This is a genomic window from Kribbella sp. NPDC050470 (genome assembly GCF_044458365.1).
In the GTDB taxonomy this organism is placed as follows: Bacteria; Actinomycetota; Actinomycetes; order Propionibacteriales; family Kribbellaceae; genus Kribbella.
Window position 1 is genome coordinate 89,626 of record NZ_JBITHV010000011.1, and the last position, 21,243, is coordinate 110,868.

At 67.5% G+C, this 21,243-nt stretch carries 22 protein-coding genes; 9 read left to right on the forward strand and 13 right to left on the reverse strand.

What is annotated here, in order from left to right; genetic code table 11:
* Positions 1-394: 394 nt before the first annotated feature.
* The 4 genes from ACIBGM_RS31825 to ACIBGM_RS31840 all read right to left on the reverse strand — a co-directional run bounded on the left by ACIBGM_RS31825 (position 395) and on the right by ACIBGM_RS31840 (position 4,302).
* Positions 395-769, reverse strand: coding sequence for an Mth938-like domain-containing protein (locus ACIBGM_RS31825; protein ID WP_360520423.1), 375 nt, complete (start codon positions 767-769; stop codon positions 395-397).
* Between the two features lie 799 nt (positions 770-1,568).
* A complete protein-coding gene (locus ACIBGM_RS31830) occupies positions 1,569-2,147 on the reverse strand; it encodes a hypothetical protein (RefSeq protein WP_396387635.1) in 579 nt (192 codons plus the stop codon).
* A gap of 454 nt (positions 2,148-2,601) precedes the next feature.
* Complete coding sequence (locus tag ACIBGM_RS31835; RefSeq protein WP_360520417.1) at positions 2,602-3,822, reverse strand: globin domain-containing protein; 1,221 nt, start codon at positions 3,820-3,822, stop codon at positions 2,602-2,604.
* Between the two features lie 33 nt (positions 3,823-3,855).
* Positions 3,856-4,302 carry an Rrf2 family transcriptional regulator gene (locus ACIBGM_RS31840; protein ID WP_360520414.1) on the reverse strand — a complete coding sequence of 149 codons (447 nt, stop codon included), beginning with the start codon at positions 4,300-4,302 and terminating at the stop codon, positions 3,856-3,858.
* 88 nt (positions 4,303-4,390) lie between these two features.
* Between ACIBGM_RS31840 and ACIBGM_RS31845 the strand changes: the two genes are divergently transcribed.
* A complete protein-coding gene (locus ACIBGM_RS31845; protein WP_360520411.1) occupies positions 4,391-4,636 on the forward strand; it encodes a hypothetical protein in 246 nt (81 codons plus the stop codon).
* 60 nt (positions 4,637-4,696) lie between these two features.
* On the opposite strand, the gene ACIBGM_RS31850 is transcribed toward ACIBGM_RS31845, so the two are convergent.
* A complete protein-coding gene (locus tag ACIBGM_RS31850) occupies positions 4,697-5,680 on the reverse strand; it encodes a CopD family protein (protein WP_396387636.1) in 984 nt (327 codons plus the stop codon).
* A gap of 261 nt (positions 5,681-5,941) precedes the next feature.
* Between ACIBGM_RS31850 and ACIBGM_RS31855 the strand changes: the two genes are divergently transcribed.
* The 4 genes from ACIBGM_RS31855 (at position 5,942) to ACIBGM_RS31870 (ending at position 9,966) form a co-directional block, all read left to right on the forward strand.
* Positions 5,942-6,715, forward strand: coding sequence for a hypothetical protein (locus ACIBGM_RS31855; protein WP_360520405.1), 774 nt, complete (start codon positions 5,942-5,944; stop codon positions 6,713-6,715).
* 296 nt (positions 6,716-7,011) lie between these two features.
* Positions 7,012-7,329, forward strand: a complete 318-nt coding sequence (locus ACIBGM_RS31860) for a hypothetical protein (protein WP_396387637.1) — start codon at positions 7,012-7,014, stop codon at positions 7,327-7,329.
* A 24-nt stretch (positions 7,330-7,353) separates the two neighbouring features.
* Positions 7,354-9,468, forward strand: a complete 2,115-nt coding sequence (acs, locus tag ACIBGM_RS31865; protein ID WP_396387638.1) for an acetate--CoA ligase — start codon at positions 7,354-7,356, stop codon at positions 9,466-9,468.
* 78 nt (positions 9,469-9,546) lie between these two features.
* On the forward strand, positions 9,547-9,966 hold the full coding sequence (locus ACIBGM_RS31870) for a VOC family protein (RefSeq protein WP_360520396.1): 420 nt from the start codon (positions 9,547-9,549) through the stop codon (positions 9,964-9,966).
* A 397-nt stretch (positions 9,967-10,363) separates the two neighbouring features.
* On the opposite strand, the gene ACIBGM_RS31875 is transcribed toward ACIBGM_RS31870, so the two are convergent.
* Positions 10,364-10,615: a hypothetical protein gene (locus tag ACIBGM_RS31875; protein WP_396387639.1), complete on the reverse strand. Its 252-nt coding sequence runs from the start codon at positions 10,613-10,615 to the stop codon at positions 10,364-10,366.
* Between the two features lie 273 nt (positions 10,616-10,888).
* Complete coding sequence (locus tag ACIBGM_RS31880) at positions 10,889-11,116, reverse strand: hypothetical protein (protein WP_360520390.1); 228 nt, start codon at positions 11,114-11,116, stop codon at positions 10,889-10,891.
* A 458-nt stretch (positions 11,117-11,574) separates the two neighbouring features.
* Here ACIBGM_RS31880 and ACIBGM_RS31885 point away from each other — a divergent pair, with 458 nt between their 5' ends.
* Positions 11,575-11,715: a hypothetical protein gene (locus tag ACIBGM_RS31885; RefSeq protein WP_396387640.1), complete on the forward strand. Its 141-nt coding sequence runs from the start codon at positions 11,575-11,577 to the stop codon at positions 11,713-11,715.
* On the opposite strand, the gene ACIBGM_RS31890 is transcribed toward ACIBGM_RS31885, so the two are convergent.
* Together ACIBGM_RS31890 and ACIBGM_RS31895 are read right to left on the reverse strand one after the other, a co-directional pair.
* Positions 11,672-11,950: a hypothetical protein gene (locus ACIBGM_RS31890; protein ID WP_396387641.1), complete on the reverse strand. Its 279-nt coding sequence runs from the start codon at positions 11,948-11,950 to the stop codon at positions 11,672-11,674. The genes ACIBGM_RS31885 and ACIBGM_RS31890 overlap by 44 nt on opposite strands.
* Before the next feature lie 304 nt (positions 11,951-12,254).
* Positions 12,255-15,677 (reverse strand): NAD-glutamate dehydrogenase domain-containing protein, encoded by a 3,423-nt coding sequence (locus tag ACIBGM_RS31895; RefSeq protein ID WP_396387642.1) that lies wholly within the window; start codon positions 15,675-15,677, stop codon positions 12,255-12,257.
* Positions 15,678-15,796: 119 nt separating this feature from the next.
* Between ACIBGM_RS31895 and ACIBGM_RS31900 the strand changes: the two genes are divergently transcribed.
* Positions 15,797-16,708, forward strand: a complete 912-nt coding sequence (locus tag ACIBGM_RS31900; RefSeq protein ID WP_396387643.1) for an ABC transporter ATP-binding protein — start codon at positions 15,797-15,799, stop codon at positions 16,706-16,708.
* Positions 16,705-17,508 carry an ABC transporter permease gene (locus ACIBGM_RS31905; protein ID WP_396387644.1) on the forward strand — a complete coding sequence of 268 codons (804 nt, stop codon included), beginning with the start codon at positions 16,705-16,707 and terminating at the stop codon, positions 17,506-17,508. Before ACIBGM_RS31900 ends, ACIBGM_RS31905 begins: the two co-directional genes overlap by 4 nt.
* 204 nt (positions 17,509-17,712) lie before the next feature.
* On the opposite strand, the gene ACIBGM_RS31910 is transcribed toward ACIBGM_RS31905, so the two are convergent.
* From ACIBGM_RS31910 to ACIBGM_RS31925, 4 genes are all read right to left on the reverse strand, one after another.
* Positions 17,713-18,123 carry a type II toxin-antitoxin system VapC family toxin gene (locus ACIBGM_RS31910; protein WP_396387645.1) on the reverse strand — a complete coding sequence of 137 codons (411 nt, stop codon included), beginning with the start codon at positions 18,121-18,123 and terminating at the stop codon, positions 17,713-17,715.
* A 31-nt stretch (positions 18,124-18,154) separates the two neighbouring features.
* Entirely contained in the window at positions 18,155-18,424 is a 270-nt protein-coding gene (locus ACIBGM_RS31915; RefSeq protein ID WP_396387646.1) for a type II toxin-antitoxin system Phd/YefM family antitoxin, read from the reverse strand.
* A 658-nt stretch (positions 18,425-19,082) separates the two neighbouring features.
* Positions 19,083-19,463: a VOC family protein gene (locus tag ACIBGM_RS31920; protein ID WP_360520366.1), complete on the reverse strand. Its 381-nt coding sequence runs from the start codon at positions 19,461-19,463 to the stop codon at positions 19,083-19,085.
* A gap of 16 nt (positions 19,464-19,479) precedes the next feature.
* The gene (locus tag ACIBGM_RS31925) at positions 19,480-19,914 is read right to left on the reverse strand and encodes a hypothetical protein (protein WP_396387647.1); all 435 of its coding nucleotides are present in this window, start codon (positions 19,912-19,914) and stop codon (positions 19,480-19,482) included.
* A 343-nt stretch (positions 19,915-20,257) separates the two neighbouring features.
* Here ACIBGM_RS31925 and ACIBGM_RS31930 point away from each other — a divergent pair, with 343 nt between their 5' ends.
* Positions 20,258-21,232, forward strand: a complete 975-nt coding sequence (locus tag ACIBGM_RS31930; RefSeq protein ID WP_396387648.1) for an alpha/beta fold hydrolase — start codon at positions 20,258-20,260, stop codon at positions 21,230-21,232.
* Positions 21,233-21,243: the final 11 nt, after the last annotated feature.

Sequence of the window (21,243 nt, forward strand, 5' to 3'; positions counted from 1 at the left end):
TCGTGTCAGAAGGGCATTGGAGGCACTTTCCCTCCTAGCTGCCGACGCCAACGCGCGTGCCTGAGACGCCCTCTCATGACGCAGACCGAGCCTCCTGGTCATCAACCGACGTGCCATGGTGGATCCCGTGTACAAGTACTCGTTCGGCTCGTCGAAGATCCGGCCTGCCCTGCGCGACGATAGCTACTGGCGAGCCTGTACTGCACGGTCGGTCATACAGACCGCACTTACCCACGGATCGCGGCGGCGATCGACGAAGCGGAGCGTTCGACCGAGCCTTGGCTGACCACCTGGGCCCGCCGGTCGAGGCATGTCATCGAGAACCCCACACTCGCATCCTGGTCAGCGCCGGTCTGTGCTGTCGTAACGCACTCACCTGCCGCTCTGGGTTTACTCAACAGGTGGTGTGGATGAGCGCGCCCACCAGCTCACCCTGTCCGGCGAGGGCGTTGTAACGCTCCACGGCCGCCTTGGTCGGCAACACCTCCATCCGTGCGCCGACGTGCTCGGCTGTGCTGACTGCCCCGCGGGGCACCGATAGGCGTTCGTGCTGGCCTCGCCCGACCACGATGATCCTGGCGCCGTGGTCAAGCACTTCCTGAATGTCCGCCGGCTGCAGGCCGACGTCATGATCAGTGCCGGTCTCGGTCCAGTCCCAGTTGCGCCCACCTCCAGGCCACAGTTTGGCGTCCCGGAACACGCCGGCCTCAGTGGCGATCCGCCCCCACGACAAGGTGGTGATCTTCGGTGCCCGGCGCTGGTTCTGCATGCAATCGCTCATCGGATAACGTCATGAACAGCAGGACTCCCTTACACGCTAGCCGACGACCCTGGCGAACGGGACCGGCTGAACCGGCGCCCTGTCCAGCGGCACAGCCTGGATCGAGACGTGAGTGTGGCGTGTGGCACCCGGCCGTGGCGCCGTCCGCCGCTGCCGCGATCCGAGTTGGATCGGACGCTCGAGTTGGTTCGCACGGTCAAAGCTGCTCTCCGGCGTCGCCGGGCTGGAGCACGCGTCCTGTCGACGCAGCCCGTCTACCGCGGTGGGATGGCGAGCTCGCGGCCGCGGTAGAAGTGCTCTTCCTCGTGAACAAGGTAGGGAGCCATCGCCTGACGCCGGTGCGCTTCGGCCTCGGAGGCGCGCCACGCGTCGCACGATTCCTTTGAGTCCCAAAACGACACACCGACTACTTCTTGTTCGTCCTCGGACCAGTACGCGTATGCGCGTCGCATACCCTCCGGGTTCCGCTCCCGGCGCCACGCCCGCTCGAAGTCCGTCAACGTGCCGATGTGCTGCTGCCATGTGCATCGGGAGACGCAACCGTCGCGTGATCGGGTTCTTGCTGCTGGGCATGCTTGTTGTGTGGTTGGCGCTGGGGTCCAACCACTGCATCGTGTTCATGCTGTCACCGCTCGCCGCGCCTTGTCGTGCAATAGGCCTCGTGCGCGTCGAGAAGTACGCCGACCGGATCGCACTGGATCTCGGGTACGGCTTGGCGTCGGCGGGACGCGGTCACGAACCTGCGGCGACGCTCAGCTGTGCCCCTGGCAACTCTTCGTGTGCCGGGTCAACTGGTGAAGAGGTGCATGTCCTCGCAGAAGTCGCGGTTCTCGGTGTCATTCCGGCCGGTGCTTCCCTTCACGAGCGTTTCATCCAGGATCACGTCGTCTTCTGGGTCAGTCGGCGTACCACTGTGATCGATGAGGAGTTCGACTCTGATCTGCCCGGAGTCCACGAACAGCAGCTTGCCGTCCGGTCCGTAGTTCTTGACGACTCCGGTGGACAAGGCAAGGACCGTCAGCGTCCCGTCACCGTTGTCGATCACCTTGAGGTCCTTGTTGATGATGGTGAGGACACTCGTGAACGACTTTCCGGTCGCCAGGTTCGTAAACGACAACGTGCCGTGGAGCGACTCCAGGAAGTAGACGAGCCCTTCCGGCCCCTGCGACTTGATCAGCAGCGATCCCCGGATGTCCGTGTCGATCCGCACTCTCAGGTCGCCGCAGAACGGATCGACCACCTCGCTGCTCACGTCCTGGAACCGTTCGTGCTCGATCGGTGCGGCCGCGGCCGACCCGCTCGAGATGACCAGGCTCGCTACCAACAGCCCGGCCGTCGATGCGATGGCGCACAACAATCTCTTCATGCTCGCCCCCTCGGGTGTCCGATGCGTGTGCCGCGAACTCCCGTCCCGCGCCCCAGCTGGTCCGCGGTTCACCCCTTACCGCCAGCCTCACACCGCCGTACGACGAAGTCCAGAGCTGCTCAGCAGACGTGATCGCAGTCAGCAAGGCGCGCCGCAGCATGTGAAGGGCCGGCCCACCAGCGCAACCATGAAACGCGACACCGTCTCCCACCGCCGTCGGCGCACAACCGTCACGCGGAGCGCGCAACAGCGACGGAGTCGAGCGGTGCGACGGCCGGCGCAGTGATCAGCGGCGGCGGGGTGCCGTAGCCATCTTCACGACCGACAACGAGGTCGGTACGGCGGCGGCCTGGCCCGCCGGACTCTTCTTCGCCGTGGTCGCGCTGACCGGCCAGGTCCCACGGGTCAGGCTCGGCGACAACGAGGTCGACCCGCGGTCAGGTCCTTGACGCGGTCAGACGCCGGCGAGCCACTTGTCCGGGCCGAAGACCTCGTAGCGAATGTTGGCTTCAGGCAACTGGCGGACGATCAGGCTGCGGTGCACCGACTCCATGAAGGGCAGTGGTCCGCAGAGGTAGACCTGCGCGTCGGCGGGGATGTCCACGGCGTCGAGGTCGACGAGACCGGCGAGGAGGTTGTCGCGTGCCGGTCGCACGCCGAGGTCCTCGTACCACCGGTGCAGGGTTGCGGCGGGCAGCCGGTCGACCAGTTCCTTGAGCTCTTGGCGATGGGCATGCCGGGCTGGGGCGCGATCGGCGTGCAGGACCATGACGTCGCGCGCCGAGGCGGTGTGGGTCAGGTAGTGCAGCATGCCGATGATCGGGGTCGACCCGATGCCGGCCGAGATCAGCACCAGCGGCGCGTCGGAGTCGTCGAGGACCAGGTCACCGAACGGTGGCGAGACGGTGAGCTCGTCGCCTTCGAAGACGTTGCGATGCAGGAAGTTGGACACCTCGCCCTCGGGAATCGGCGAGCCGTCGTCGGCCTGGGCGGCGGCAATGGCCTTGACGCTGATCGCCCACTCGTCGGTCCGGTGTGCCCGGGTCAGGCTGTACTGGCGAATCTGGCGGGCGCCGTCGGGCAGGGTGCAGGCCACCGAGATGTACTGACCCGGTCGCGCCGCCGGAAGCGGAGCCCCGTCCGGCGAGGCGAGCACGAACGACACCGTGTCCGGCGACTCCTGGACCCGCGCTCGCACGACGACCGTGCGCCACACCTTCGCGGGCTCGACACCGGCTTGGGCGTACAACTGCTTCTCGCGCGCGATGAGGTCGTTGGCCATCTGCCAGTACACCTCGTCCCAGGCAGCCCCGATCTCAGGAGTGACCGCGTCCCCGAGCACCTCGACGATGGCCTCGAACAGGTGCTTGTGCACGATCGCGTACTGGTCCGCGGAGATGCCCAAGGACGCGTGCTTGTGCGCGATCCGGGCGAGCAGGTCCTTGGGGGCGGGGGCGTTGTCGTCGACCAGGAGGCTGGCGTACGCCGCGATCGCACCGGCCAGCGCACGTTGCTGGTCACCCTGGGCCTGATTGCCGCGATTGAACAGGTCTCGTTCGAGCTCCGGGTGCGCGCCGAACATCCGTCGGTAGAAGATCGGCGTGATCCGGTCGATCGCGGCGCCGATGACCGGCAGCGTGGCCTTGACCACCTCGGTCGACTGGGCTGACAACATGGATTTCCTCCACAGGCTGGTTGGACGGGTGGGCTAGCCGGCGGTACGGACCGGGAGCGAGTGCAGGACGTCCGCGGTCGGCGACCAGGTGAGGTCGGTCACCGTGAACGGATCGAGCTCCCTGAAGAACGCTTCCTGCGCGTCCCGCAGTACCTTCCGCAAGCGGCAGGCCGAGCGCAGCGGACAGGGATTCGCTCCCTCGCACTCGATGACCTCCGCCGTGCCCTCGAGCTCACGAACGAGCCGGCCGATCGACCTCGTTCGGCCGTGCTCGGTGATGCGCAGCCCACCAAGGCGTCCGCGACGGGTCTCGACGACGCCCAGAGTCTGCAGGCGCGCCACGACCTTCGCGGCGTGCGTGTACTTGACCGCCATCTGATCCGCCACCCACTGCGTGGTCGGTGCCGAGCCATCGGCGGCCGGCACCGCGAGCCGCATCAGGATGCGAAGCCCGAGGTCGGTGAATCGGGTGAGCTGCACAGCCACGACCCTATGTATTTGACATCTCAGGTACCAAATTGAGCGCCGGTGGTGCTTCTCACCCGAACCGTGTACCAATCGGCCCTTGATGCTGCGCTCCGGCCTCGACGCCGCCGTGACCGTCAGCGATCAACAGGCGGCCACCGCGGTCCACGACCTCGACGCGGTCGGCATCGACGCCGGCCCATGCGGCGCGGCGACCCTGGCGGCCAGCAGGGTCGGCCTGACACGGTACCGCGACGACATCGCCGTACCGGCGGATGCAACGGTGCTGCTGCTGAGCACTGAAGGCCGAGCGGCCAACCCACTCTCCGACTCGGCGAGTACCCCATGACTGAGCTGAGGGCGAGCCACGCCGACCGGCTTGGGCACGGCGGCCGATCGAGATGCCGAGTCAGGTGGCAGCCCGGGCAAGGGCTGCGGTGAGGACGAGTGTCGCGGCGCCGAGGGCGAGTTCGGCGCCGATGAACAGCGCGATGAGTTGCACGGGCGCCGGTCTTGATTGCAATCGGCGTACGTAGGCTTGGCTGCCGGTGGCGGCGCCGAGCATGCCGGCAATGGCCAGCAGTTTGGCGAACAGTGCGGCGCCGTACGCGGAGGTGATCAGTGGCTGGAAGCCCCCGGCGTGCAGCAGCGCATGCGCCGTACCGGTGAGTGCGAGGGTCGTGACGCAGGCGATCGCGAGCCACGAGAAGCTTCCGAGGATGCCGTGCAGGACGATCGGGTCAGGTCGCGGCACTACAGCCACAGCGAGGGCCGCCAGCCCGCCCACCCAGCCGGCCGAAGCGAGAACGTGGAGCTCAGTGAGCGCGATCGCCGGCACCTCAAGATGGCCTGGCCGGGCGGCGACGACCGTCATGGCCAGCGACAGCACCAGCATCACGCCGACCGCCCCGCTGGCCCCGCGCCCCCGCGCGAGGTCCCTCAGCCACATGAGTGCAACCGCGCAGATCACCAGTCTGGCCAGCATTGCTATCGCTGGGCGGGCGAATAGCAAAGTCGATGCTGGGGGGACGGCTTCGGCACCGAAGCCGGCGCCAACCATCGTCGTGGCCACGCCGACCAAGCCTGACAGTGCGACCAGACCGAGCCCGAGCCAGGCGAGCCTGATCAGGTTGCGATCGCTGCGCCCCGACGGCCAGACCAGCAGCCAGAACCCCAGCGTGCCAACGAACAAGGCGACACCGGCGTACCCGGTCACTCTGGCCGTATCGGTCAGCACCGGAACCGGTGCGGACGGCAGCACGCCGGGTCGCAGTACGGCCAGAGCCGCGAGCGAGGCGCAGCCGACACACGTCGCCAGCCGGATCGCCGGAGCACGCTGAGCCTCTCCTGAACCGATTCCGGATCCGGCGTGCCGGAAGACAAGGTTGGTCACGAAGCACAACCCTCGATGGCGGGCCGCCGCGGCCCCCGAGGGCAGCAACCGCAGCGTAACGCAGTCCCTACTCCGCGGGTACGAAGACGGCTCACCCTGTGGACAGCGCCGAATTTTCACTATCGTCGTAGCGGCGTGCAACCGTTTGATTGCGCATTGTTGATCATGGATCCCGGGTCGCGGACGCCAGATCGAACTGCCTGTGGGAACGGGCAATCTATTGGGGCTAACGCCGACTGACCGGACCAGGGGAGCACGATGATGGTGAAGGCGAGGCGTAGCCGGCCCGTTCGGCGGCGTACCGCGCGACGCGTCGTCGTGGCAGCCGTGGTCCTTGGTTTGGCCGGTGGTGGCGCGCTCGCGGTGCAGTTGGCCGGCAGGGATTCGGGTACCGCGGGCCGCGACGCGCAGGGCGTGTCGACGGGAGTTCGGGCGACCGAGGTGCCCTCGCAGGCCGCGGAGACTGGTCCACCGACACCAGCGGGTACGGCGGCCGAGCTGTCGCCGAGTGCAGCGCTGGCTGCCTGCGCGGGTTCGCTGACGGCCGGGGACCCGGTGCTGTCGGCTGCGCGGATCGGCGTCGACCATTGGAGTCAGCACGTGCAAGCACGCACCGACCTGCTGGCCGGACTGCAGACGGAGGCCGTGACGAGGGCGATCTGGAAGCGGACCCGATTGGCCGGACCGGGCGATCAGCAGCAGTACGCCGCGGCACTCAGCGCCTGGAACCCACACTCGTCGAAGTGCGCGGGACTCGAGCCGACCACTGAAAACACACGATTCCGGGCGGCGGCGGCCGCGTGCCAGACCCGGGCTGCGGTCGTGACCCGCGCGATCGCGGCGTCGCGGCCGGCCATGACGGATTGGCAGACCCACCTGGCCAACATGACACGGCACGCCGCCGGAGAGATGACCGCGGAGCACGCACAACACCTGTGGGAGGAGTCTTGGCGTACGGCGCCCGCTCACATCTCGGCGTACCGGGCCGCGATGGGCGACGTTGCGAAAGCCCCAGCCTGCGCCCCAACCGAATGAGCCCTGACTGCCCTGGCCTCTGGTCGGGGCGACCACGCCAGCAGACGGTCAGCGCCGCGGCTGTCGCGCAGTTCAACCACCGCGAATTGACCCGCTGAGTCCGGCCGGCTTCGGCCCGTGGTGCAGGGCGCCGCCTCTGCCCGCCGTACAAGTGGGCCGCGTATTCCTGATGGCGGGGATACGCTGAAGTGTTACGGGTTTTGGGTATGCCGCGACATGGTGACGTCAGCGATCGGACTGCGACGGGCGAGGTTCTTGCCCGCACGGAGGGCGGCGTGTGCCCCTGTTCATTGCCGATGGGGGAGAGCGGACGGGCGGCGATGGTGATGACTCAGCAGTACCTGGCCGGTGAGTTGTCGCTGCTCCTGGCGCAGCTGCGGGCGGTGGCCACGGATGGAGACTCCGCGCAGGAGGTCGTTGTGCTGCGCCGCGAGGCGGAGACGCTGCCACCGACAGCGCTGGCGTCCGTGGCGAGTCGAGCGATTTCGCTCGCCGACCGGATCTGCTGGGAGTCGATCGCCAGGGGCGACACTGCGTCGTTCAGCCAGCAAGCTGAAGCCGCCGCCAGGCTGCATGAATTCAGCGTGTGCGCTCAGTTGCTGGACGACGACTAGGCCATCTTCTATCGGAGGTGAGCGATGACTGCACGACCAGAGGGTCAGTTGTCCGAGGCGCAGATCGCCGTGCACTGGCGGGAGGAGGAGTACTACCGTCCGTCGGCCCGTTTCATCGGCCAGGCGAACGCGGCCGACCCGGATGTCAGCGAGCGGTTCGGCGAACAGCATTTCCCGGACTGTTTCAGGGAGTACGCCGACCTGCTCTCGTGGGACTCCTATTGGCACACGACACTGGACAGCAGCAACCCGCCGTTCTGGAAGTGGTTCGTCGGTGGGCGCTTGAACGCGTGCTACAACTGCGTCGACAGGCACCTGACGACCAGCCGCAACAAGGCGGCCGTCATCTGGGTACCCGAGCCGGAATCCGAAGAGACGAAGGCGATCACCTACCAGGAGCTGTACCGGCGAATCAACGAGTTCGCCGCGTTGTTGCGCGACTTCTGTGGCGTGCGGAGTGGTGACCGGGTGACCTTCCACCTGCCGATGGTTCCGGAGCTGCCGGTGTCCATGCTGGCGTGTGCGCGGCTGGGCGTCATTCACTCCGAGGTGTTCGGCGGCTTCAGCGGTACGGCGTGCGGCGGCCGCGTCGCCGATTCCGGGAGCAACATCCTGGTCACGATGGACGGCTACTACCGCAATGGCGAATTGGTCGATCACAAGGTGAAGGCCGATGAGGCGGTCGCGGCCGCCCACGAACTCGGCCACGAGGTGGACAAGGTCCTGGTCTGGAGGCGCCACCCCGGCGAGTATGCGTCGCAGACCCCGATGGTCGCCGGCCGTGACTACTTCGTCGACGAGCTGCTGCGCGAATACCGCGGCGCGGTCGTCGACCCGGTCTCGATGCCTGCCGAGGCTCCGCTCTTCCTGATGTATACGAGTGGTACGACGGGACGCCCGAAGGGATGCCAGCACTCGACGGGCGGCTATCTGGCCTACGTCGCCGGTACGTCGAAGTACTACCAGGACATCCATCCTGAGGACACCTACTGGTGTGCGGCGGACATCGGCTGGATCACGGGGCATTCGTACATCGTCTACGGTCCGTTGGCGCTCGGGACGACGAGCGTGATGTACGAGGGAGTTCCGACGTACCCGGACGCCGGGCGGGTGTGGCGGATCGCCGAGCGGCTCGGCGTGAACATCTTGCACACCGCTCCGACCACGATCCGGATGCTCCGCAAGCTTGGGCCGGACGAACCGGGCAAGTACGACTACCACCTCAAGCACATGACCACGGTGGGGGAGCCGATCGAACCCGAGGTGTGGCGCTGGTACTACGAGGCCGCAGGCAAGAGGGAGGCGGTGATCGTCGACACGTGGTGGCAGACGGAGACCGGAGGATTCCTGGGTAGCACTCTGCCCGCGCTGCAGCCGATGAAGCCTGGCAGTTGCGGGCCTGGTGTCCTCGGTATCTATCCGGTGATCTACGACGAGGACGCCAACGTGGTCGAGGCCGGCAGCGATCGGGCCGGCAACATCTGCATCCGCAACCCTTGGCCGGGAATCTTCCAGACGATCTGGGGTCAGCCCGACCGGTTCGTACAGATCTACTACGAGAAGTACTGCCGCGATCCCGAGAGCAAGGACTGGCGCGACTGGCCGTACTTCGCCGGCGACGGTGCCGTACAGGCAGCCGACGGCTACTTCCGCATCCTCGGCCGGGTCGACGATGTGATCAACGTGGCCGGACACAGGCTGGGCACGAAAGAGCTCGAATCGGCATGCCTGACCGTGACCGAGATCGCCGAGGCCGCCGCCGTACCTGTGGTCGATGAGGTCCGGGGCCGAGCGGTCGAGATGTACGTCGCGCTCAAGCCGGGCAACGAGGCGAGCAAGGACATCGAGAACAAGGTGTCCGATGCGATCGTCCGCGAGATCGGCAAGATCGCCAGGCCCAAGAACGTCTGGATCGTGAGCGACATGCCGAAGACGCGTTCGGGCAAGATCATGCGGCGAGTGATCGCCGGGATCTCGAACTTCGCCGACGTCGGAGATGTTTCGACGCTGGCGAACCCCGAGATCGTGGATCACATCCGGCACCGGGTGCAGAGCCAGAAGTTGGAGCAAGGCGAGGTGCCTCGCGAACTGACGCCGGAGGAAGCCGCAGAGGTCAAGGCGTTCGGCCGCTCTGAATGACACACGCAACGCGGTAGGTCGGCCGGCAGTCGGTGGGAGGACAATTGGCACCGCTGAACCGATCGGAAGGAGGAACTGGTGAATCCCGACGACTTCCCGGCTCCCGCGGAGGGTTTTGTGCTCACCCACTTTCTGGTGGTGTCCGACCAGGAACGTTCCCGGGAGTTCTATCGCTCGCTGTTCGACGGGCAGGTGCTGGTCGAGCGTGATCCGGTCATCATGAAGGTCGCCAACAGTTGGCTGATCCTCAACGCGGGTGGCGGCCCGACGGACGACAAGCCCACCGTCACGCTCGAGACTCCGCCCGACCCCGACCGTACGAGCGCCTTCCTCAACGTCCGAGTGGCAGACATCGAACAGATCTACACGGACTGGACGGCGAAGGGGGTCGAGTTCCTCACCGAACCGAAGGACCATGGGCGCGAGATCCGTGCGTACGTGCGCGATCCGGACGGCCACCTGATCGAGGTCGGCCAGACTACGGGTCTGCTCGCCTGAGCGGAGCCCCGTGGTAGTCGCCGCCAGTGAACGGGCAGGAGCGCCACGCGTCGTCCGGCCGCTCCGTGCCAGGCGAGACGAACCCCCGTTCGCCGAGTTCAACCCGGTCGAGGCGGAGACGGAGGTGACCTTCGAGTTCGCGACCGCCGCCGACGGCGTTGACCTGGGGAGCGTCGTGCACCCGATTCGACATGTGTTCTGAAGGGACATGTCTGACAGGGTGTGTAGGGAGATGTCGGACGCCTGATGGCCGTGGCTCAGGTGTGGGTCGTGGCGGATCTGGTGGTCTCGATGGAGGTTCGGTTCGCGATCGGCGCGTTCGCGGCGTTGGGTGATCCGTCGGTGTCGGTGACGGAGTCGTGCCGGCGGTATGTGTCGAGGTGCTGGTGGCGATGCATCACCGGCTGGTCGTCGAGGGCTGGGATGCCGGGGTCGCGATCGTGCGGGTGATCGATGACCACTCCCGCAAGATCTTGGCCACCGTGGCCGCCGCGGCCGGGAACGCCGCCTCGGTGCGGGCGTGCACGGCGGTCGCGCTGGACCGGCACGGCAAGCCGGTGGTGCCTTGCGGCTTGACCTGCTCGTACGCGGCCGCGCGGATGGTGGCGACGATGATCACACCGTCAACCCCGAGCAGCCGCAAGATCATCCCGTTGGACACGCACCCCCCAGGTAGGTCAGCTCGACCTCGTCGAGCCTGGGCAGCCGCGCTACGGCCGATCTGGACCATCGCCACAGTACGGCGCAGCCGCCGGAAATCATGACAACCACCGCCACGACCGTGCCGATGATTTGCGCTGTGTCCACCGGGTCCGTGCTGAGCCACATGACGGCCAACGCGCCGGCACCAGCCAGCATCAGCAGCCAGGCCAGCCTGCCCTGTCGGAAGCCGGCCGGGCAGGTGGCACCGGAGAGGTCAGGGTCAATCGACGCGGTCTGTCGGTGTCTGGTCGTACCCCGGTGGTGGGTTGGTGGAGACATGTTGATGGTCTGTTGGGTCGTAGTGCGCCGCGGTCTGACTCGGGCCATGACGTCGCGAGGACTTGGCGGCGGTCACTGTTTCGAGACCGACGACATACAGGGTCCACAGTGCGTAGCCGACCGCGACCAGCACGATGACGATCAGCGGAATCGCGATAGCCGCACCCATGAGGAGCCTCCAGTGCAGGGATCCTTCCCAGTACCCCGTAGCCGGCGCCTGTATTCGGTAGCTCCAGCAACTCTGCTAGGGACCAGCAGGTGGTAGTTCACCCACCGACCAGGTCGCCCACACCTTCCCTGCGCCCGAGCGCCGGCCGCCTTCACCGAGCCAGGGAGGGGGACCGCAGGCTTCGAGGTGAAGGCGGCACCTTCAGCTTAGGTACAGTCCTCGATCCGAGAGGCGGTGAATGGTAACGATTGCACGTCAACAAGCACTGGATTTCTGGGGCGAGTGGCACACGGTGATCTTCTTCGTCCGCAACTTCACCGGCGCTGTTCTCGAGCTCGACATCGGCCCCGAGCAGGTCGACGTACGGCGGGACGAAATCCGCGCCTTCAGCGACGACCGCTACCGTTACGTGTCCCACCTGCACGTTGCCGTGGCGGGCTTCATCGCGGCGACCGGGTATGCGACCGCTGCGCTGGCTTGGTTCGGCGTACGGCGGCCACCTCGGCCTGATCTACCTGGCCACGGCCATCTTCGTCATCGGCGCGGTCGTGGCGCTCAAGCCGGTGCTGGCTGGGCAGCGCGGACCTGGAGGCGAGTGACCATGACCACGACCATCGACACCAGCCGCCGCGACGCCGCGGTCGAGAACTCTTCCATGCCACGGCGGCGATGCGACCGCAGGTAGCCGTCGAGTGCCAGGACCGCGGCGATGTCGTCGGTGGGGGCTGCTACACCGAGGTAGTCGCTGAGCCCCGGGGACGCCTCGTGGTAGAAGCGCCGGATCCGGTTGATGCGCTGCAGGCAGAGCGTGTCCTCGATCGAGGACTGCAGCACACGCTCGAACGTGACGGCCGAGGAAGGACAGCACCGGGAACAGCACCAGGCCGAATGTCAGCTTGCCGCTGACCGTGCCGCCTGCAGGTTGAAGTGCTCGGTGGTCATGATCGTGACGGCTGCTGCGGGTTCTAGGGCAGCGACTCGTACGGATGCTTCATGGCAGCCATCCTTGCCGCCTCCTCGCCCAAACCGCTGCCCGGGTGGCCGCGACGTGGCCCGTACTGCGAACTCGCAGTACGGTTGCTGATGGCAACTTATCCCGCTACCGGAGTCGGTGAGCCTCGGCCGGCGTGCCCGGGCATCAGGTGAGGCGAGCGCCTGGGCCTGGGTCTGCGCCCTGAAGGCTGCGTAGGCCTTCGAGGGCGACGGCGAGCATGGGTACCCCGACGTCGGCCGCTCCGCGCAGTTGTTGCAACGTGTGATCCAGGAGCGCGAGGCGGCGCGGGCGATGCTGTAGCCACGCTGCGACTGCCTGCTCCGGTGATGGTGCGGTATCGACCTCGTGGAGGATCGCGAGCGCCATGTGCTGCTGTTCGACGACCAGGTCGTCGCCGAACGCGACCCTTGCCAGGATCGACCAATGGTCGTCGGTGGGCCGCTCTGCGGCCTGCTCGCGCAGCCAGTCGATCTGGAGTTGCTCTCCCACGAGCGTAAAGATGCTGGTCAGGAAGGTGAGGTCGGCGCCAGTGGCTTCGGTGGCCTCCACCACGCCCAGCGTCAGGGTGAGCGGCTCCAGGAGGCAGACCGCACGGGCGAGCTCGGGTGGTGCGCCCTCCGCGACCAGGTCGGCAATACGGGAGTCGAGGCGCCGCCGGGGGAGTGGCGGCATGAGCTGGTCGAGGCAGCCACTCAGCTTGTCGATGCCAGGGCGGAGTCGGGCCACTTCGATCGCGGGATCCACGGCGTGCCCATGCCGCATGAACCAGCGGGCGGCGCTTTCGACGACATGCCTGGTCTCGCCCAGGAGCCGGGTCTGCAGATTGGCGTGCCGGGCGACGTCCAGGCGGTCGATCTCCGTCCAGACAGCCGGAAGAGCGAACACGTCACGCGCGGCGACGTAGGACACGACGAGGTCCTCCCGGTCCCGGCCGGTGAGCTCCTGCACCCGTAGCAGCGCTCCGGAGCCCATCCGGTTGAACGCCTCGTTGGCGAGGACGCTGCAGGCGATCTCGCGGTGGAGGGGATGGCGGGGGAGGAGATCGTTGAACTCGGCGCGCAACGCCGGCGGCAAGTATCGTGCGAGCGCGGCGGAGCCGATGTACGCGTCGTCCGGAACGCCCGACTCGAGGAGGAAGTGAGTGGCCACGTCCTTGCTGACTGCGAGTAGCACCGCGATCTCAGGGCGGGTCAGCCCGAGGCCGCCGGCCTGCCGCTGCGCGACTGCCTCCTCATCCGGCAGTGACTCGAGCGCGCGCTCCAGGAAGCCCAGGTCCTCGGCGTGCCGGATCATCTCCGTTTGCTTGTCCAGCCACCCGGCGCCCAGCGCGTGGCTGACGCTGATCGCCCGGGCTTGCGCGGCGTTGTTCGCCAGTACCTGCTCGACGATTTGTGGAGCAACCTGCCGGAGTAGTTCGTCGCGCCGGGACCGGGACAGCCGCCTGCCCTTGACCGCCGCGTCGAGCAGGATCTTGAGGTTGACCTCGCGGTCGGAGATGTCCACCCCGGCGGAGTTGTCGATGAAGTCGGTGTTGATGAGGCCACCCGCCAGTGAGTACTCCACCCGCCCGCGCTGGGTCACGCCGAGATTGCCACCCTCTACCACCACCCGGGTCCGCAGCTCGGAGGCGTCCACACGGACCGCGTCGTTGGCACGGTCGCCGACGTCGGCGTGCGACTCGGTCGAGGCCTTGACGTAGGTGCCGACGCCGCCGTTGAACAACAGATCGGCCCGGGTCCGCAGAACCGCACGGATCAGCTCATCGGCGGGGAGTTGCTCTGCTTGCACGTCCAGCAGGGCACGCGCCTGTGGTGACAGCGGCACTGACTTCGCCATCCGCGAGAACACCCCGCCACCTGAGGAGATCAGCCCGGGTTCGTAGTCGGCCCACGAGGATCCGGGCAGCCGGGAGAGTCGCTGCCGTTCGGCGTACGACGCCGCCGGGTCTGGATCGGGGTCGAGGAATACATGCCGATGGTCGAACGCCGCGACCAGCCGGATCCGGTCCGAGAGCAGCATGCCGTTGCCGAAGACATCGCCGGACATGTCGCCGATACCGACCACGGTGATCTGGTCCTTCGCCGGGTCCAGCCCGAGCTCGCCGAAGTGCCGTCGTACCGACTCCCAGGCGCCTCGGGCCGTGACTCCGAGAGCCTTGTGGTCGTAGCCGGTGGCACCGCCGGAGGCGAACGCGTCGCCCAGCCAGAAGCCGTACTCCCGGGCGATCTCATTGGCGAGGTCCGACATCGTCGCGGTGCCCTTGTCCGCGGCCACCACCAGGTACGCGTCCGCATCATCGCGGCACCGCACCCGCGGCGGCTGGGCTACCGTTCCATCGACGCGGTTGTCGGTGACGTCGAGCAACCCACGGACGAAGGTCTCGTACGCCGTTCGCACCGCCTGCCGCATCGTCTCGGCATCCGTGGCGGCAGGCGGCCGCTTTACGACGAACGCGCCCTTCGCGCCGTGCGGAACGATCACCGCGTTCTTCACCCGCTGTGCCTTCATCAGGCTGAGCACCTCGGTGCGGTAGTCCTCCGTCCGGTCCGACCAGCGCAGGCCACCTCGCGCCACCTTGGCCGTGCGCAGGTGCAGCCCTTCCATTCGCGTGGAGTAGACGAAGGTCTCGGTCATCGGCCGCGGGACGGGAAGGAACGAGAGGGCGGTCGAGTCGAGCTTCAGCACGAGGTAAGGCTTCGGGACTCCGTTGGCATCGGGCTGGTAGTAGTTGGTGCGGAGAACCGCACAGACCAGCTCCACGAACGAGCGCAGTAGCCGGTCCTCCGACAGGTTCTCGACAATCGCCAGTGCCGCTTCCATGTCGGCCAGCGCCTCTTCCTCCCGCGCGATGCCGTCGTACGCGGGGTCCAGTCGTGCATGGAAGAGTGCAACCAGGAGCCGTGTCACACGCCTGTGCGTCAGGAGTGTCCGCTCAACGTAGCCCTGGCTGAAGGCGAGGCCCGCCTGGCGAAGGTATGCGAAGGCGGCGCGTAGTGCCGACACCTCGCGCCAGGACAGGCCTGCCCGCAGTACCAGCTGGTTGAAGGCGTCGTTCTCGGTGTGCCCTGACCACACGGATCCAAAGGCGTCGGCCACTTCGTTGCGGAGCGCAGGATCGGCCTTGAGCACCGCGACCTCACGCGGCAGCAGCCGGAACTCCTCGACGCGCACCGGTGCCCGCCCGGCAGGGCGCACCTCGTAGGCCTCGTGCCCGGCGATCCGGAGGGCAAGGTTCTCCAGCACCGGGAACACGTCCGCCAACAACGCCGGTGCCGGGCTCGGCCACAGGAGCAGCAGCCGGGTGCCGTCGTCCAGATCCAGGTCGAGCTCCTCGGCGGCCAGCTGGTCGGGCACCACCAGACGCAACAGCGGTTCGCGGACCCCGGCGTACTCCTCCAAGGCTGCCACCCAGGCGCTGGCGATCGCGGGCGGGTGCGTGATGTGAAACCCCTCCGGAAACGCCCGTGCGTACCGACCCATCGTGGCGATGGCACGCGCTTGTCCAAGGCGCGCCGCGAGTGCCTCCTGGAGCCCGCCCTGCCACCCACGCAGTGAGCTGGTGGCCATGCGCTCATCGTAGGCCCGGGACATGGTGCCGGTACGCTGCAATCACTCCCGGGAGTCGCGTGACCCGCTGTCGGGGCCGCACGAAACCAGGCGGTTCGGGACCGAGTGGAGGTCGGTCGATGGGTACGGCGATCGAAGTCGAGGGACTGGCCAAGCAGTACCGCCACAAACTGGCAGTGAGTGAGGTGTCGCTGGCGGTTGCCGAGGGCGAGGCCTTCGGGTACGTCGGCCCCAACGGCGCTGGCAAGACGACGACGATCAGGTGCATGCTCGGGCTGGTCCGGCCGACCGCCGGCACGATCCGCATCCTCGGACACGACGTGGCCACCGACCTCGACGCAGTGCTGGCCGATGTCGGGCACCTACCGGGTGAGTTCGGGTTGTGGCCTCAGTCGACCGGCGCCGAGTGCCTTGAGTATCTCGGCGCGTTGCAGCGACGGCCGCCTGTCCGCAGGCGCGAGCTGTGTGACCGGCTGGAGCTGTCGCAGGCCGAGTTGCGGCGACAAGTCAGGCTGTATTCGCGGGGCATGAAGCAGAAGGTCGGCATCATCCAGGCGTTCCAGCACGAGCCCCGCGTCCTGGTACTCGACGAGCCGACCGAGGGCCTCGACCCCGTCATGAAGGAGCGGTTCGTCGGGCTGCTTGCCGAGCACCGTCAGGCCGGTGGGACCACCTTCCTGTCGTCCCACATCCTCTCCGAGGTGGAGCAGACGACCGAGCGGGTCGCGGTGCTCAGGGCCGGCCGGATCGTTCGAACCGGGACGACCGCTGACCTCACCGGCGAGCGCGTGCTCCACTGCACGCTCGTGCTCAAGCAGCCGCTCATCGGGCCGGCCGGACTCGATATCGAAGGCGTCTCGGGCCTGGACAGCGACGGCCTGATCCACCGCTTCGAATTCCGCGGCGACATGGAACCGCTGATGAGACGGCTCGGTGCACTGCCTGTGCGGGAGTTCGTCTCCGAGCCGGAGCATCTCGCCGAGACATTCTTCGAGATCTACGGAGATCCCGGCCAGGGGAGGACGCAATGAGCTCCGTCGTACTCCGCCAGACACTGCGGCAGGTACGCCGTACACTCGGCGTCCTCAGCCTCGGCGTCGGAGCGTTCTTCTACCTGGTACTGCTCGCCTCGTCGTCGTTCACCAAGGACGCGCCGAACGTGCCCTTCTTCCAGACGCCGCCCAAGGCCATGACGGCGTTTCTCGGTGGCTCAGCCGACTTCTTCCACGCCGACGGATGGTTGAGCGCCGGCATGACCCATCCCGTCATCCTCGCCTTGCTGACCTCGTCGGCGCTGCTGGTCGCCGCCGGATCGGTCGCCGCCGAGGTCGAGCGGGGCACGATCGACCTTGTGCTCGCCCGGCCCGTCGGTCGCGTGTCCTTTCTGCTGGCGAAGGCGCTCGCCTCGATCGTGGCTGTCACCGCTGCCGAGCTGGGTGGCCTGGCCGGCGTACTGGTCGCCAGACAGACGATCGATGGCGTCCGGGAGCTGCCGATCGGGGCCATCCTCCGCGCCTTCACCGGGTCATGGTTGCTGTTCACCGCGGTGGCCATGGTCGCCATGCTCGTGTCCGCCCGGTCAAGTCTGCGGGGGCGGGCGATCGGCATCACCGTCGGCATCGTGGTCGCGTGGTTCTTCATGAACTTCATCGCCCTGCTCATCGACGACGTCAGCGGCCTGCGGTTCGCCTCGCCGTTCCACTACTTCCGGCCCATCGACCTGCTGGCCGCGAATGCGCCCACAGCCGACTTGCTTGTTCTCGCAGTGATCCCTCCAGTCGCCCTGCTCCTGGCCGCCACAGCATTCACCCACCGCGACCTCACCCGCTGAGCACCTCACGGCCCGCACCCATGTGACGATCCTTCGACGGGCCGACGTCAGCCCACTTCGCTCGCCGGCCCACCTGAGTGCCGCGTGCCTGGAGTGAAACGAGTGATTTGGTGTCCGAGGAGGAACACGCACCTTGACCACACGCCTCGAGCTCGGCGGTGACGGGGTAGATCGAACACCGTGATTGTGCACGATGCGTTGCGGCTATCCGTGCTGTGCCGGTCTGGTGACCGGGACGACGGTGAGCAGGTCGTCGAGGCCCTTGAAGTCGTCCGGGTTCGTCGTGAAGAGCGGGATGTCCTCGGCGATGGCGGTCGCGGCGATCATCAGGTCGGCGACTCGGCGCCGGGGTTTGCGGCCGGCGCTGACGACGGCGGCGCGGACTCTGCCGTAGATCCTGGCGGCGTCTGCGTCGAAGGGGATGGGGTCGAACTCGTTCTCGGCGCGTTGGAGGACGTCCATCCGTCGGGCGCGCTCGGCGTGCTCGTCGTAGTCATTCTGCTCGTCGTTGCCGCGGACCTCGTGGGGGCCGGCGGACAGTTCTGCCAGCGTGATGGCACTGATCGCGACCTCGGACGGGAGCTCGGCCGGATCAACCCACTTGCGCAAGATCATGATGTTGGTGTCCAGAAGACCCTGCTGGTATTCAGCGGGCATAGGGGTCGTCCAACTGCTGGTCGGACGTGGCGTCCTGGTCGGCGCGGAAGGCGTCGACGGAGATGTCTGGCGCTGTCCGGGACATGGCGGCGAATTCGGCGCGCGGGACGAAACGCCGCCGACGCCGCAGCGGGATCAACTCGCCGATTCGGTGGCCGTCGCGCGTGACGGTGAAGGACTGGCCGCTTTGGACGGCGTCCATGATCTCCTTGGACTTGGTGCGCAGATCGCGCTGGGTGATCTCCGGCTGTCCCGTCATGGTAATCATGATAACTCGGCTGTGACACGGTGTGCTACTCGGTAGCACACCGTGAGGCGGAGGGGCATTGCAAGACCAGCGCGAACGCTAGCGCGGCGGCGATGTGGATCGTCAGAAGCGCTGGCCGGTACGCGCCGTCTCCGGCCGCGCCGAGCGCGACGACGTGCGAACTGTAGAGCGTCAGGGTCATGCTGTCGGCGGCGATCAGTGGCCGCAGTACGGGTGCTGCGCGGCGGGCAACAAGCAGACAGGGGCCGAGTATGGCGACTGCTGTGCCGATGGTGTGCAGCAGGTCGAGCGGCGTTCCTGAGTGCGGACCGGATACGGCGAGCCACCACCAGGATGTCGTGGGGTGGTGCCGCCGAGCGAGGTTGACAGCCTGCGTTCGAGGGCCGGGCTACCGACGATCCGGTCGGGCCGCCGGCCGGGTAGAGCAGTGTCCAGGATGCAGCCTTGGTGAGGACGGCCAGGCTCGCGCCGCCGACGCGTGGGCCGTCAGCGACTTCTGGTGAGTCGGGAGCGAGCCGGCCGACGGGGCCAACCCGGCGAGCAGGTACGGCGCTGCGCAAGGGCACGGCCGCGTGCTGATCGTTGCCGATGCCAACCGCTTGCCGTCCGGAAAAGAACGCGCTCGCAGTCGATCCGACGGCCGGTACGGTTACCGGATCGGGGCGCCTTCGGGGGTGTAGGTCGCCAGTTCGACCTGGTAGCCGTCGGGGTCTTCCAGGGTGAGTGCTTGCGCCGGGGCGGTGGCCGCGGTCCGGGGATGGATGTCCCCGTGCACGGCGTGCAGTTCCTCGGCGCGCTCGTAGATGTCGTGAATCGACGCGTCGGTCATCAGACAGATGCTGATCGATCCGCGGCGTGCCGGGGTGCCCTCGCGGAGCCGGATGGCCTGTCCGCCGACGACGAAGGACACCTCGCCCTCGTGGTCGCGCGTGGCCCGTGAGCCGGTCAGGGTGGACCACCACCGGCGGCTCGCGTCGAGGTCGGAGACGTTCAGTACGACGTGGTCGAGACAGTTCGCGTGGATCTTCATGTTTCGACTCCTTCCACTATGTCCGACGATCCGCCGGATGGTCGCCGCGCGTCCAGATCCGGCCGTCTGGTTCGGCGCAAGATGTCGGTACGACGCCGTCGTGGCCGGCCACCGACGCCGCCGGAATGGCGATCGCGTCGCCCAGGTCGGTCCAGAAGTTCAGGAAGCCGTGCTTGGCGTCCGCAACGCGCCGCTGAGCGGATACCCGGGGCAGCCCAGGATCGGTCGTTTCGAGGCCGTCGTCATCGGCTCCGACGTCGAGGCCGCGGGCAAGTTCGCACCCTCCGACGCGGGCATCACCCGCATGCACCAGATCGTCGTCTGGAGCCAACGGCGAACTTCCGGCCGAGCCCGACCGACTCCCCGCAACGCGATGCGTCGGCTGGACCCGCGACCTGCAGATGTTCCTGTCGGCGGCGACCCGGAACGCGAAGGTGGTCCTGTTCTTCACCAAGCTCGCCGGGCCGCCGCAGCCTGGGCCGCGCTGGGGCCACACCGACAGGTGGCGGCGTCCTGGCGTCCGGCCTCGACCGGCCCTGAGACCGGTCGCCTACGGCAGCGGCTGGCGCCCGGCGACCCGGGTCCGCTCCGGCGAGATGCCGTACGGTCCAGCGTGGGAGAACGTGCCGCGGTCGTGCGCTGGCGCTCGACAGACGACAACGCCGTCCTTCGCCATGTCGCGCGCGGACTCGGCGCACCAAAGGGCCCGCTGCAGTAGACGCACTCACCCCTCACACGCGCTGGTGAAGGCCGTTGCGACTTCGGCAATCCACTACGGGGCATAGCCTGGGATCGTGCAGTACGCCGACTGGGGTGAGCGTGCCGCTCGCTGGTCTGGAATTCGCAGCGAGACGGTCGATCTGCACGGCACGAAGGTGCACTACCTGGCAACTGATCAGACGCGGGCATCGGAGGTGCCCGTGCACCTGCTCGTTCCCAATCCGGCCAACAGCGCCTCGAACTGGCTCGACGTACTCGCGGAACTGCGACCACACTCGAACGCGATCGCGGTAGATCTGCCCGGCACGATCGCCGGCCACACCGCGACGCCGAACCGGCGCGCGGCGAGCATCGAAACCAGCGCACTGTTCCTGCGCGATTTTGCTGACGCACTCGAGCTCGATCGGGTTGTGGTTCACGGCTGGTCCGCGGGTGGGATGGTTGCCTTGCTGTTCGCCGACCAGGCACCCGCACGGGTCGCCGGGCTCGTATTGGTGGTGCCTGCACTTCCTCCCCCAGTGAGCGACGGCGAGGCGCGCATGTGGCAAACGCTCGGCAGAGCTGGGTTGGCCATCGGCGCACCGGTCGCACTTGTGTTGGTCCGCGTTTCAGGGCGGCGCATTCTCGCTGCGCAGCTGAGGGTGCTGGATGATCCTGCGTCGATTGCGGACAGCCGATGGAGCACGGGCGGTGACTTGACGAGAATGTCCCCGGAGATCGCCGGTCTGATGCGGGATGAGATGGCGGCGGTTGAGCCGAGGCGTTTGGGAGGCGCGGTCAGGGTGTATGCCTCGCTCATGTCGCTGATGTTCGTCCGGCGGCGACTCGTGCTCGACGTGATGCGCCGGGTTGCATCGCCGACTCTCCTTGTCTGGGGCGATGAGGATCGTCTCACTTCCCGCGCGTCGATCGATGACTGGACGGCGCGGCGGCCTGACTGGGACCTGGTGGTCCTGCACGGCGTGGGCCACGCACCGCCGCTCGAGGTTCCGTCCGATTACGCTCGCGCGGTCATCGACTGGTGTGATTCACGGGTCCGCGACCTGTAGAGCTATGCGGA